This window comes from Latilactobacillus parafuchuensis, assembly GCF_055271665.1.
This window is the reverse complement of record NZ_CM143875.1, coordinates 1988101-2001130: the sequence shown is the minus strand read 5'-3', so window position 1 is coordinate 2001130 and position 13030 is coordinate 1988101. Positions and strand designations below refer to the sequence as shown.

The 13030-nt window shown below is 44.9% G+C and carries 11 protein-coding genes; 10 read left to right on the top strand and 1 reads right to left on the bottom strand.

Translation table 11 applies throughout. The annotated features are described in order from the left end of the window. Window positions 1–45: 45 nt before the first annotated feature. The gene (locus ACVPPQ_RS09890) at window positions 46–261 is read right to left on the bottom strand and encodes a cold-shock protein (RefSeq protein ID WP_463494374.1); all 216 of its coding nucleotides are present in this window, start codon (window positions 259–261) and stop codon (window positions 46–48) included. 156 nt (window positions 262–417) lie between these two features. On the opposite strand from ACVPPQ_RS09890, the gene ACVPPQ_RS09885 reads away from it, so the two are divergent. The 10 genes from ACVPPQ_RS09885 to ACVPPQ_RS09840 all read left to right on the top strand — a co-directional run bounded on the left by ACVPPQ_RS09885 (window position 418) and on the right by ACVPPQ_RS09840 (window position 13029). Beyond that, window positions 418–2091 (top strand): formate--tetrahydrofolate ligase, encoded by a 1674-nt coding sequence (locus ACVPPQ_RS09885; protein ID WP_463494372.1) that lies wholly within the window; start codon window positions 418–420, stop codon window positions 2089–2091. Window positions 2092–2160: 69 nt separating this feature from the next. Beyond that, on the top strand, window positions 2161–2616 hold the full coding sequence (gene lspA / locus ACVPPQ_RS09880; RefSeq protein WP_463494370.1) for a signal peptidase II: 456 nt from the start codon (window positions 2161–2163) through the stop codon (window positions 2614–2616). Continuing rightward, window positions 2609–3514, top strand: coding sequence for an RluA family pseudouridine synthase (locus ACVPPQ_RS09875; protein WP_463494368.1), 906 nt, complete (start codon window positions 2609–2611; stop codon window positions 3512–3514). Before lspA ends, ACVPPQ_RS09875 begins: the two co-directional genes overlap by 8 nt. A gap of 172 nt (window positions 3515–3686) precedes the next feature. Further along, the gene (gene pyrR, locus ACVPPQ_RS09870) at window positions 3687–4235 is read left to right on the top strand and encodes a bifunctional pyr operon transcriptional regulator/uracil phosphoribosyltransferase PyrR (protein WP_463494366.1); all 549 of its coding nucleotides are present in this window, start codon (window positions 3687–3689) and stop codon (window positions 4233–4235) included. A 150-nt stretch (window positions 4236–4385) separates the two neighbouring features. Then, the gene (locus ACVPPQ_RS09865) at window positions 4386–5690 is read left to right on the top strand and encodes a solute carrier family 23 protein (RefSeq protein ID WP_463494364.1); all 1305 of its coding nucleotides are present in this window, start codon (window positions 4386–4388) and stop codon (window positions 5688–5690) included. Then, window positions 5683–6621 carry an aspartate carbamoyltransferase catalytic subunit gene (locus tag ACVPPQ_RS09860; protein WP_463494362.1) on the top strand — a complete coding sequence of 313 codons (939 nt, stop codon included), beginning with the start codon at window positions 5683–5685 and terminating at the stop codon, window positions 6619–6621. Before ACVPPQ_RS09865 ends, ACVPPQ_RS09860 begins: the two co-directional genes overlap by 8 nt. Further along, complete coding sequence (locus ACVPPQ_RS09855) at window positions 6605–7894, top strand: dihydroorotase (protein ID WP_463494360.1); 1290 nt, start codon at window positions 6605–6607, stop codon at window positions 7892–7894. The genes ACVPPQ_RS09860 and ACVPPQ_RS09855 overlap by 17 nt, the downstream gene beginning before the upstream one ends. Window positions 7895–7897: 3 nt before the next feature. Next, window positions 7898–8974 carry a carbamoyl phosphate synthase small subunit gene (locus tag ACVPPQ_RS09850; protein ID WP_463494358.1) on the top strand — a complete coding sequence of 359 codons (1077 nt, stop codon included), beginning with the start codon at window positions 7898–7900 and terminating at the stop codon, window positions 8972–8974. A gap of 19 nt (window positions 8975–8993) precedes the next feature. Then, window positions 8994–12176, top strand: a complete 3183-nt coding sequence (carB, locus tag ACVPPQ_RS09845) for a carbamoyl-phosphate synthase large subunit (protein ID WP_463494356.1) — start codon at window positions 8994–8996, stop codon at window positions 12174–12176. A gap of 67 nt (window positions 12177–12243) precedes the next feature. Next, entirely contained in the window at window positions 12244–13029 is a 786-nt protein-coding gene (locus ACVPPQ_RS09840; protein WP_463494354.1) for a dihydroorotate dehydrogenase electron transfer subunit, read from the top strand. Window position 13030 lies beyond the last annotated feature (1 nt).

Here is a 13030-nt window from a genome sequence, read left to right as displayed (position 1 = left end):
TGCCTATTTACATACATTTAATAATGAATCATCGTTAATTATCAATTAGTCTTGTGGGGGTTCAATTTTTTGGACATTGGCTGCTTGTAAGCCGCGGGCGCCTTCTTTGACTTCGAATAAAACCACGTCATCTTTATTGAGGGACTTATAACCATCAGTCTGGATTGCGGTAAAATGAACGAAAATTTCCTCACCATCTTGGTAACTGATGAAGCCGTACCCCTTAGCATTGCTAAACCACTTCACGATTCCTCGTTCCATCACAATCCCTCCTTAAAATCCACGCATTAACAGCGCACCCTTATTCTACCACGCTGGTTGACAACTGTCGAAGATAAACTTTATTGAAACTAATCTGCCAATTCCGTACGAAATCGGCTATAATATGTTTATCGTCAATAAAAGGAGTGGGCCAGCATGTCAGATATTCAAATTGCACAAGCAAATGAAGCAACTGAAATTAAACCAATTACAGCAATTGCCGAACAAATCGGGTTACAAGCTACGGAATTGGAACAATACGGACCTTACAAAGCAAAAGTGAACTTTAAAGCCATTCAACGGCTAAAGGACCAACCAAATGGTCAACTGGTTTTAGTGACCTCGATTAATCCAACGCCAGCGGGTGAGGGTAAATCAACCGTCACGGTTGGTTTGGGAGATGCTTTACGGCAATTAGACAAGTCTGCCGTGATTGCCTTACGCGAACCGTCATTAGGGCCTGTGATGGGAATGAAGGGGGGCGCAACTGGTGGTGGCTATGCGCAAGTCGTTCCAATGGAAGATATTAATCTTCATTTTACCGGCGATATGCACGCCTTAACATCAGCGGTCAATACCCTTGCGGCTTTAATCGATAATCATATTCAACAGGGTAACGTTTTAAACATTGATCCTCGCCGGATTATTTGGAAACGGGCTTTAGATATTAATGATCGGGCCTTACGCCAAGTTGTCATTGGTTTAGGCGGTCCGGTGCAAGGGATGCCTAGACAGGATGGTTTTGATATTACGGTGGCCAGTGAATTAATGGCAATCTTATGTTTAGCAACCGACATTACCGATTTAAAAGCCCGAATTAGTCGAATTGTGATTGGTTATCGTTTCGACCGTGAGCCAGTAACCGTTGCTGACTTGAAGGTCACGGGTGCGATTACGATGTTATTAAAAGACGCGTTGAAACCCAATTTAGTCCAAACGCTTGAACATACACCAGCGTTAGTCCACGGCGGCCCGTTCGCCAATATTGCGCACGGCTGTAACAGTATTTTAGCGACACAAACGGCTTTGAAATTAGGCGATATCGCGATTACCGAAGCCGGCTTTGGGGCTGATTTAGGTGCTGAAAAATTCTTGGATATTAAAGTGCCACAATTAGGCCAGACACCGGATGCTATCGTGATTGTCGCGACGATTCGGGCTTTGAAATATAACGGTGGGGTGGCATTAACCGATTTAACCACTGAAAACTTAGGCGCGTTAGAATCTGGTTTTAGTAATTTGGCCAAACACATCGCCAACATGCAACGTTATGGTGTGCCGGTTGTCGTGGCCGTTAACGAATTTACAAGCGATACCGAAGCTGAAATCAACTTATTACAAGAACTTTGTGAACAAAAAGGCGTTAAAGCCGTGGAAACCAGTGTTTGGGCAAACGGCGGTCAAGGCGGATTAGCATTGGCGCATGAAGTACTCACTGCATTGGACCAACCGAAAGATTTCCAACCTTTATATGATGCTCAAGCGGATATTAAAACCAAACTCAATACGATTGTCACTAAAATTTATGGTGGCCGTGAGGTGGTCTTTGAAGGTAAAGCCATTAATCAATTGAAACAAATTGAAAAGAACGGTTGGGGCCAACTACCGGTTTGCATCGCTAAAACCCAATATTCATTATCGGATAATCCGAAAGCCTTAGGGGCACCAACTGATTTTACCGTTCACGTCCGTGAACTAATTCCAAAACTTGGGGCTGGGTTTATCGTGGCGATGACCGGTGCCGTTTTAACCATGCCCGGTCTACCGAAAAAGCCGGCCGCTTTAAACATGGATGTGACGGCGGATGGCCAGATTTCTGGGTTATTCTAATATTCGAAAGTGATTGACATCAGTGCTGTTTTTAAGGACAATGTTAATCAGTACGAATAGGGGGAAACCGTGGTGTTATATTTAATTTTAGTTTTTTTAGTAATTGGTAGCGATCAACTACTAAAGAGCTGGGTGGTTGGCCATCTTAGTTTTGGCGCGTTTAAAACAATCGTACCCAACGTTTTTGGATTAACGTATGTTCAAAATGATGGGGCGGCTTGGAGTATTTTACGCGGGCAACAATGGTTCTTCTATCTGGTCACCATCGTGGCGGTTGGCGTGATTGGGTACTTATTTTACACCTCTGAGCGGTCTGAAAGATTATATCGCATTGGGTTAGCATTAATGCTGGCCGGTGCGATTGGGAATTTTATTGATCGGTTACATCTAAAGTACGTTGTTGATATGTTCCAACTAGATTTTATTAATTTTCCAATCTTTAACATTGCGGATATGGCGTTGACCTTTGGCGTACTCTGTGTGTTAATCGCAATTATGGTGAAAGAGAAAGTGACTCATGACTGAAAAAAAACAAGTAACAATTACAACTGAAACGGGCCGAATTGATAAGATTTTGCCCCAACTACTGACTGATTATTCACGGTCACAAATTCAACAGTGGTTTAAAAAGGACTTGGTGCAAGTTAATCAAAAACCTTGTCAATCTAAATATAAAGTCGCTGCTAACGACGTCGTCACCATTGAAATCCCGGATCCCGTAGCGCTTGATTTGGTGCCCGAAGATATTCCGTTAGACATTGTCTATGAAGATGATCAAGTGTTAGTCGTTAATAAACCCCAAGGGATGGTGGTGCATCCCTCAGCGGGACATCCCAACGGCACGTTAGTCAATGCATTGTTAGCCCATACGCCGTTATCTGAAATCAACGGCGTTTTCCGGCCCGGAATTGTGCACCGAATTGATAAAGACACCTCTGGTTCATTGATGGTGGCTAAAACCAACGAAGCGCACGAATCGTTATCGGCTCAATTAAAAGCCAAATCGAATTTGCGCGAATACGTGGCGTTAGTTCACGGTAATTTCGAAGAGGATGAAGGCACCATTGACGCGCCAATTGGCCGTTCAAAAGTTGATCGGATGAAACAGGCGATTGTGCCTGATGGTCGTCCAGCGGTCACTCATTTTAAGGTCGTTGAACGTTTTAATGATTTTACGTTGATTAGATGTCGTTTGGAAACCGGTCGGACCCATCAAATTCGGGTCCATTTAGCGTATATCAACCGCCCGGTCGCCGGCGATCCCGTCTATGGTCCGCGTAAAACATTACCTGGCAAAGGCCAATTTCTGCACGCTGCCATTCTGGGCTTTAAGCATCCCGTTACTGGGGAACAACTTAAATTTGAAGCGCCATTACCCGCTATTTTCGAAAGAACTTTGCAGCAATTACGCGAAAACAATTGACATTTAAACAACAATTCGATATGCTAATAACAACATAAATAGAAACCTTTAAATTGGTCCCGTGAGGCCCAGAAGGTACGGTGAATAAGTGGTGACGACGCAATCTGTCTAGAAGCCACAACTGTAACCTCCTGGCTAACTGGCCGGGAGGTTTTTTGTTTGGAAGGAGCGGATGATGATGGTTAAAGAAGTTGTTGACAGTACGACTATGAAACGCGTTTTTACCCGAATTACGTATGAAATCATTGAACAAAACAAGGGGATTTCAGACCTTGTCTTAGTGGGCATCAAAACCCGCGGCGTCTTTATCGCTCACCGGATTGCCAAGCGGTTAGAACAATTGGAAGGTATTACGTTACCAGTTGGGACGCTCGACATCACTTTGTATCGTGATGATCAACATGATTTGAATTCGCAAAATGAACCCCAAATTAATGGCAGTGATATTCCGATTGATATCACCAATAAACACGTCATTCTAATTGATGATGTTTTGTACACGGGTCGGACAATTCGCGCAGCACTCGATGCGCTGATGGATCTTGGTCGCCCTAAAAAAATTTCCTTAGCAGTTTTGGTTGATCGCGGTCATCGCGAATTACCAATTCGGCCTGATTTTGTCGGTAAAAATATTCCAACCGCTTTGACGGAGCAAATCAAAGTCGCAATGGAAGAAATTGACGAACATGATGGCATTACGATTGAAAAATTAACTAAATAATCATTAACCGTTTAATTGACTCCAGAGAGAGCAAAAGGGTTTGTTCGAAATCGTAGCGTGCACAGCACACTGTCCTTTCAGCAAGCAAAAGACACGCTCTCAAACTAGTAGCGTGTCTTTTTTTACGGTTTAATAGTTGGAGGAAGCAATATGACAAAAGAATCTTTTAGAAATCCAGACGCCGTGTTAGACATTAATGAACGACCAAGTACCGGGAAATGGATCGGCTTGTCCATTCAACATATGTTTGCGATGTTTGGTTCAACTGTCTTAGTCCCAATTTTAGTTGGGTTAAACCCCGGGATTGCCTTATTCAGTTCAGGGGTCGGCACGTTAATGTATATCATGATTACTAAAGGTAAAATTCCAGCTTACATGGGTTCCAGTTTTTCATTCATCGTGCCCATGCTGGCCTTGATGAAAACCACCGGCTATCCCGGAATTGCACAGGGGACGATGGCGGTCGGTGCAGTTTACCTGATTGTTTCAGTCATCGTCGGGTTAATCGGCTCAGGCTGGATTGACAAGGCCTTACCACCAATTGTAGTCGGACCGATTGTGATGGTCATCGGCTTATCCTTAGCAGGGACCGCCGCTAAACAAGCGACTATCGATAGTGCAGGCCATTATGACTTGAAATTCTTCGCGGTCGCCATCATCACCTTACTGATTACAATTGCTTTCAATATGTATCTAAAAGGGTTCACGAGCTTAATTCCAATTCTTCTCGGAATCGTTTGCGGCTACATTGTCGCAGTTTTGTTCGGGATTGTCGATTTCCAACCGGTTATGGAAGCGGCTTGGTTCAAACTACCCGATTTCCAAATTCCATTTGTCACTTATAAGCCCGGTCTATACTGGGGCGCCATTCTCAGTATGGCACCAATCGCGTTTGTCACAATGACGGAACACATGGGGCACATCATGGTCCTCAATAAATTAACCAAACGGAATTTCTTTAAAGATCCTGGTTTGCACCGGACATTAGCGGGGGATGGGACAGCTTCCATCATCGCGGCTTTCGTCGGAGGTCCTCCCGTTACAAGTTACGGTGAAAACATCGGTGTGTTAGCCATTACCAAGGTGCACAGTGTCTGGGTATTAGGCGGTGCCGCCTTCTTCGCCATCATCTTCGGTTTTATCGGTAAACTAAGCGCGTTAATTCAAAGTATTCCCGGACCAGTCATTGGCGGGATCAGCTTCTTACTCTTCGGGGTCATTGCATCAAGTGGCCTTCGGGTTCTGATTGATAATCAAATCGATTTTGATCAGAAACGGAACTTAATGATTGGCTCATCAATCTTGGTCATCGGGATTGGCAACGCCTATCTGCAACTCGGCCAATACCAATTTTCTGGGTTAGCCATCGCAACGGTCTTAGGGATTGCATTAAACTTAATCTTACCGCAAAAAGCAAAGAGTGAAATCGAATTGGAGGAACAACAAAATGTCTAATCAAGCCGCATTAGTATCTGTTGAACAATTAACCAATCAAGAAGTGTTAACCTTAATCGAAAGAGCTGAAGCTTTTAAAGCCGGCGCAACGTGTCAATTAACCCGACCGGTCTACGCAATGAATTTATTCTTTGAAAACAGCACCCGGACTAAATGTAGTTTTGACATGGCTGAACGCCGGATGGGCTTGACAGTCCTTCCGTTTGAAGTTGAAACCAGTTCGGTTAATAAAGGTGAGACACTTAGTGATACACTAAAGACAGTCCAAGCGATTGGCGTCGATTTAGTCACGGTTCGTCATTCGAGAGATGCTTATTACAAACCATTATTAGCCGATCCTAACTTCCACATGGCTTTAGCCAACGGCGGCGATGGCAGTGGCCAACATCCTTCCCAATGTCTACTGGATGTTATGACGATTTACGAGGAATTTGGGTATTTTGAAGGATTAAAAATTGTCATCTGCGGTGATTTAACGCATTCAAGAGTGGCACGTTCAAATATGCAACTCTTAAAACGCTTAGGCGCACAACTTTATTTTGCGGGACCTGCCGAATGGTTCACCGCTGAGTTTGAACAATACGGCCAACATGCCGCTTTGGACACAGTCTTATCGGAGGTTGACGTCGTGATGTTACTGAGAATTCAACACGAACGTTTCCAATCAGCTGCACCAATGACGGACCAACAATTCCACGATGCTTACGGGTTAACCAATGCCCGCGCTGCTAAATTAGCCCCACACGCCGTTTGGTTACACCCAGCACCAGTCAATCGGGATGTTGAAATTGCGGATCAACTCGTTGAAGCACCACAATCACGAATTTTTAAACAAATGAATAATGGCATGTACATGCGCATGGCAATCATTGAACAATTATTACAACAAAAAGGTTTGATTCGGGGGTCAGCAAATGTATCGATTGATTAGAAACGGCCAAGTATTAGTTGACGGCCAGTTAGTGCAACGGGATATTATGCTAAATGCGCAGGGGATGATTACGGCCATTGAAGCAATGATTAATGTGACTGATTACGACGCGTCGACGATTTTTGACGCGCGCGGCCATTTCGTGAGCCCCGGCTTAATTGATGGCCACGTTCATTTCAGAGATCCGGGTTTCACGGATAAAGAAACGTTAGTTACTGGCAGTCGAGCAGCGGTGCACGGTGGTTTTACCAGCGTGATTGCGATGCCGAATTTAAACCCAGTCCCCGATAACATCACGGATTTTAAAACATTAGTTAGCCGTAACGCGACAGAAACGGTTAGCCATACGTATCAATTTGCACCCATCACCACGGGTTTGACTGAAGAACAACTGGTTGAGATGCCCTCATTTAAAGCCGCTGGGGCCGTCGGGTTTACGAATGACGGTCACGGCGTACAAACCGCACAAACCATGTATCTCGCCATGCAACAAGCACAAGCGCTTGATTTACCAATCGTCGCCCACGTCGAAGACATGTCACTGGTCAACGGTGGGGTCTTACACGATGGTGCAGCCGCTAAACGGTTGAACTTACCTGGGATTCCGAGTGTCAGTGAATCGGCCCAAGTTGCACGGGATATTGAACTCGCGCGCGCAACCGGTGTTCATTACCATATCTGTCACATTTCAACTAAAGAAACGGTTAATTTAGTTCGCCGCGCCAAAGCCGATGGAGTCAACGTGACTTGTGAAGTCTCACCACACCATTTGTTACTCGATGATTCGATGATTACGACTGATAACGCGATGTTCAAGATGAATCCGCCACTGCGTAGTTTAGCAGATCGCCAAAGTTTATGGGCCGGCCTGTTAGACGGCACGATTGATATCGTCGCGACCGACCACGCACCACATACCGCAGCGGAAAAAGCCCAATCAATTCAAAAAGCACCGTTTGGGATTGTCGGCAGCGAAACCGCCTTTAGCTTGCTCTACACAAACCTTGTGGTCAACGGGCCCTTTAGTTTGTCGCAATTAATCAACTGGTTGGTAACGAATCCCGCTAAACTGTTTAACTTAAGCCAAGCGGGACAACTAAATGTCGGTGATTTGGCCGATATCGCCATCTTTGATTTAGAAACACCCACAATGATTCAAGCCACTGATTTTCAATCAAAAGGGCATAATACGCCATTCATCGGGACCACTGTTTTAGGAACGACCGTCTTAACCTTGGTTGCCGGTCAAACAGCTTATCAAAGGAGCGAATAATAAATGAAACGTTATCTGATATTAGAAGATGGTAGTGTTTTTAATGGTTTTGGTTTTGGCGCGCCCACCATCACAACCGGTGAGATTGTGTTTAACACCGGTATGAGTGGTTACCAAGAAACGATTACTGATCAATCTTATAATGGTCAAATTATCACTTTTACATACCCGCTAATTGGTAATTACGGGGTCAATCGGGATGATTTCGAATCGATTACGCCAACTTGTAAAGGCGTCGTCGTTCACGAAGTGCCCCGGTTGGCGAATAATTGGCGCATGAATATGAGCTTAGATGCCTTCCTAAAACAAAAAGGAATCCCCGGTATTTGGGGTGTTGATACGCGCGCTTTAACCCGCCGTTTACGCAATAAAGGGACGATGAAAGCCAGTATCGTTGATGCGGCTGATGATCATGCTTTTGACCAATTGAAGGCTTTGGTATTACCTAAAAATCAAGTCCAACAAGTGTCAACGGCTAAACCGTACCCGAGCCCCGCAACCGGTCGCAACATTGTCGTCGTCGATTTCGGTTTGAAACACAGTATTTTACGCGAACTATCTAAACGCAATTGCAATCTAACGGTACTACCTTACAACGCAACGGCCGAAGATATTCTGGGCCTCGATCCAGATGGTGTGATGCTGACCAACGGCCCTGGTGATCCAGAGGACGTGCCCGAAGCCATCACGATGATTCAAGGGATTCAAGGCAAGGTCCCGATTTTCGGAATTTGTTTAGGCCATCAGTTATTCGCCCTCGCTAACGGCGCCCAAACTTACAAGATGAAGTTTGGCCATCGCGGTTTTAACCATCCGGTTCGTGAAGTCGCGACCAACCGGATTGATTTTACTTCTCAAAATCACGGTTTCGCAGTCGCGGCGGATTCAATTGATAATGATCGGTTATTAGTGACCCATATTGAAATTAATGACCAAACGGTTGAAGGGTTGCGCCACCGTCAATTCCCAGCCTTTTCAGTCCAATTCCATCCAGACGCTGCCCCTGGTCCCCACGATGCTGTGCATATATTCGATGAATTCATGGATATGATTGACGATTTTAATCGACGCGAAAAATAAGAAAAAAGGGGTTTTAAAGATGCCAAAAAGAACCGACATTCAAAAAATATTAGTGATTGGCTCTGGTCCAATTGTCATTGGTCAAGCCGCTGAATTTGATTATTCAGGCACCCAAGCCTGCTTAGCGTTAAAAGAAGAAGGGTATCAAGTCGTTTTGATTAACTCGAACCCCGCAACGATTATGACCGATCAAGCGATTGCCGACACGGTTTATATCGAACCCATCACTTTGGATTTCGTCACTCAAATCTTACGTAAAGAATTGCCAGATGCGATTTTACCAACCTTAGGGGGTCAAACCGGGTTAAACATGGCCCTCGAACTCGCTAATTCAGGGTTGTTAGCTGAATTAGATATCGAATTATTAGGGACTAAGTTAAGCGCGATTGACCAAGCTGAAGATCGTGAATTATTCAAAAATTTAATGAACCAATTAAATGAACCCATTCCCGAATCAGCGATTGCCCATTCACTAGACGAAGCGCAAACTTTCGTTAATCAAACCGGATACCCCGTCATTATTCGCCCGGCCTTTACGCTTGGCGGGACCGGTGGTGGGATTGCTGAAAATCCCAATCAACTTGAAACGATTGTCGCTAACGGTTTAAGCTTATCGCCAGTCGGACAAGTCTTAGTTGAACAAAGTATCGCTGGTTATAAAGAAATTGAATTTGAAGTCATGCGCGACCGGAACGACAACGCACTGGTCGTCTGCAACATGGAAAATTTCGATCCCGTTGGTATTCACACGGGCGATTCAATCGTGATGGCCCCAGTCCAAACCTTAAGCGACCGTGAAGTCCAAATGCTCCGGGATGCTTCCTTAAAGATTATCCGCGCTTTGAAAATCGAAGGCGGTTGTAACGTTCAACTGGCACTCGATCCCCATAGTGAACGCTATTACATCATCGAAGTTAATCCACGGGTCAGTCGTTCATCAGCTTTGGCTTCTAAAGCAACCGGTTATCCAATCGCCAAGATGGCCGCTAAAATTGCGGTCGGCTTAACTTTAGATGAAATTCATAATCCGATTACCGGCACCACCTATGCACAGTTCGAACCGATGCTCGATTACGTCGTGGCCAAGATTCCGCGCTGGCCTTTTGATAAATTCAATAAGGGTGACCGCCGTTTAGGCACTCAAATGAAAGCGACCGGCGAAGTGATGGCGATTGGCCGGAATATCGAAGAAGCGCTCTTAAAAGCGGTCCGGTCACTCGAAATTGATACTGAACATTTGATTGAACCCGCCTTAACCGCCGTCAGCGATAACGATTTAGTCCAACGGATTATTCATCCCCAAGACGACCGCCTTTTCTATCTCGCCGAAGCGCTCCGTCGGGGCTATTCAATTCAAGAACTAGCTGAATTAACGAAAATTGATTTATTCTTCTTAGATAAATTGAGTCACATCGTGGAATTAGAAGAACAATTGCGTACCGATAAAGGCGATGTTGAATTACTTGAAATCGCTAAGAAAAACGGGTTTGCCGATAGTGAAATTGCTAGCCTTTGGCAAATCACCACCGCCCAAGTTCGTAAATTGCGGCAGGAAAGCGGGATTCTACCAGTCTACAAGATGGTGGATACTTGTGCGGCCGAATTTGAATCACAAACACCGTATTATTACGCGACCTACGAACAAGAAAACGAGAGTATCGTGACTAAGAAGCCCTCAATCTTAGTGATTGGTTCTGGTCCGATTCGGATTGGGCAAGGGGTCGAATTCGATTACGCCACCGTCCACTGTGTTCAAGCCATTCAAAAAGCGGGTTACGAAGCGATTATTATGAATAGTAATCCCGAGACGGTTTCAACCGACTTTTCAATTTCGGATAAGTTGTACTTTGAACCATTAACGTCAGAAGATGTCTTAAACGTGATTGACCTTGAAAAACCAGAAGGTGTGATTGTTCAATTCGGTGGTCAAACCGCGATTAATCTGGCTGAACCGTTATCCGAAAATGGCGTTAAGATTTTAGGAACGAGTGTTGAGAGTTTAAACCGCGCCGAAGATCGCGATTTGTTCGATCAATTAATCACCGAATTAAAGATTCCACAACCAGTCGGCGCCACTGCGACCAATACACCAGACGCAATGGAAATTGCCGAACGCATTGGTTATCCCGTTTTAATTCGGCCTAGTTTCGTCCTTGGCGGTCGCGCAATGGAAATTGTCCATACGACTGAAGATTTAAAACACTACATGCAAGAAGCCGTAAAAGTCTCAGATGATCATCCGGTATTAATTGACCGCTACCTAATGGGTAAAGAATGTGAAGTCGATGCGATTTGTGACGGTCATGAAGTCTTAATCCCAGGCATTATGGAACATATCGAACGGGCCGGCGTCCATTCCGGTGATTCAATGGCGGTTTATCCGCCACAAAACTTAACCGATCGACAAAAACAAACGATTGTTGAATATGCAACGAAGCTCTGTTTGGCCCTCGATTGTCGCGGATTACTCAATATCCAGTTCATCATTCAAAACGACGAAGTCTACGTGATTGAAGTCAATCCACGGGCCAGTCGAACCGTGCCGTTCTTGAGTAAAGTCACGAAGATTCCAATGGCGCAATTAGCCACGCAATTAATCTTAGGCAGTACCTTAGCTGAATTAAAAAGCCCGACTGGGTTATTACCAGCCGGACCGCTGATTCACGTCAAAGCACCCGTTTTCTCATTCTCGAAATTAACCCGCGTCGATAGTTTACTCGGACCTGAAATGAAATCAACTGGGGAAGTGATGGGCACCGATGTTACGATGCAAAAGGCGCTCTACAAGGCGTTTGAAGCCAGTGGGATGCATTTGCCGAATCATGGCAACGTCTTGATGACGGTCACTAACCAAGATAAAGCTCAAGCACTTGAATTAGCAAAACGTTTTAGAGAAGTGGGTTATCAAATTTTAGCAACTCCTGGGACGACTCAAGAGTTTAAAGCCGCTGGTATTCCAGTTCGGCAAGTGTCTAAGATTACGGCCACGTCTGGTGAATTATTAGACCGGATTAAAGCCGGCCAAGTGCAACTCGTCATTAATACCACCGGGTTAAACGAAGCACCCCAAGTCGCAAAAGATAGTATTGTGATTCGCCAAACCGCGATTGAACACGGCATTCCGTTATTAACTTCGTTGGATACAACCAACGCAATTTTAACCGTTTTAGAATCACAATCGTTAATGACCCAACCACTTTAGTCTTTTCAAGAGTCAGCAAGTGATTGCTGGCTTTTATTACATAAAAATTTAGAGGAGTCGACGTTTATTGTCAGTAGAAGCTACTTTAACCATTCAACATCAAACCCAGATCGCCCCCAATATCTATGAATTATGTTTAGCGGGAAGCATGGCTGAACAACCGGTTACGCCAGGGCAGTTTGTCGATATCAAAATTCCCAGTGACGCCTTATTATTGCGCCGACCATTCGGTGTCGCTAAAGTGGACGCCGACCAACAAACAATCACGTTGCTTTATCGAGTTGTTGGCGAAGGCACCACGATTTTAAGCCAAACACCAGTTGGTACTGAACTATCGGTCTTAGGCCCATTAGGTAGCGGCTACCCAATTGAGCAATTGATTCCTGGTCAAAAGGCGTTAATCATCGGTGGGGGAACGGGTATTCCACCCTTGTATGAATTATCGCGCCAATTGGTTGCCAAAGGGGTCCACGTCCAACATCTATTTGGTTTTGCGACGCAATCCGCGATTTTTTACCAATCTGAATTTGAAGCATTGGGTCCGACCGCATATGCGACTAACGATGGTTCTTACGGTTATCAAGGTCACATTGGCTTATTACTAGACGCTGAATTTGGCGACGCGCTGACGACTTATGATGCGATTTACGCTTGTGGCCCTAAAGGACTGTTAATGGCGGTGGATAATCGTTTTGCCGATCATCCTAACGCCTATATCTCGTTAGAAGAACGGATGGCTTGTGGGATTGGCGCGTGTTATGCCTGTGTCACCAAGCTTCGAAGTAACCCTGACGTTCAATTAAAAATTTGTGATGACGGTCCCGTCTTCAAAACAAACGAGGTGTTGATTTAAA

Excerpts from the sequence above, each read along its gene's own strand:
- ACVPPQ_RS09890 (WP_463494374.1), bottom strand. The coding sequence starts at position 261 with ATGGAACGAGGAATCGTGAAGTGGTTTAGCAATGCTAAGGGGTACGGC.
- ACVPPQ_RS09860 (WP_463494362.1), top strand. The coding sequence starts at position 5,683 with ATGTCTAATCAAGCCGCATTAGTATCTGTTGAACAATTAACCAATCAA.
- ACVPPQ_RS09865 (WP_463494364.1), top strand. The coding sequence starts at position 4,386 with ATGACAAAAGAATCTTTTAGAAATCCAGACGCCGTGTTAGACATTAAT.
- ACVPPQ_RS09875 (WP_463494368.1), top strand. The coding sequence starts at position 2,609 with ATGACTGAAAAAAAACAAGTAACAATTACAACTGAAACGGGCCGAATT.
- carB (WP_463494356.1), top strand. The coding sequence starts at position 8,994 with ATGCCAAAAAGAACCGACATTCAAAAAATATTAGTGATTGGCTCTGGT.
- pyrR (WP_463494366.1), top strand. The coding sequence starts at position 3,687 with ATGATGATGGTTAAAGAAGTTGTTGACAGTACGACTATGAAACGCGTT.
- ACVPPQ_RS09850 (WP_463494358.1), top strand. The coding sequence starts at position 7,898 with ATGAAACGTTATCTGATATTAGAAGATGGTAGTGTTTTTAATGGTTTT.
- ACVPPQ_RS09885 (WP_463494372.1), top strand. The coding sequence starts at position 418 with ATGTCAGATATTCAAATTGCACAAGCAAATGAAGCAACTGAAATTAAA.
- ACVPPQ_RS09855 (WP_463494360.1), top strand. The coding sequence starts at position 6,605 with ATGTATCGATTGATTAGAAACGGCCAAGTATTAGTTGACGGCCAGTTA.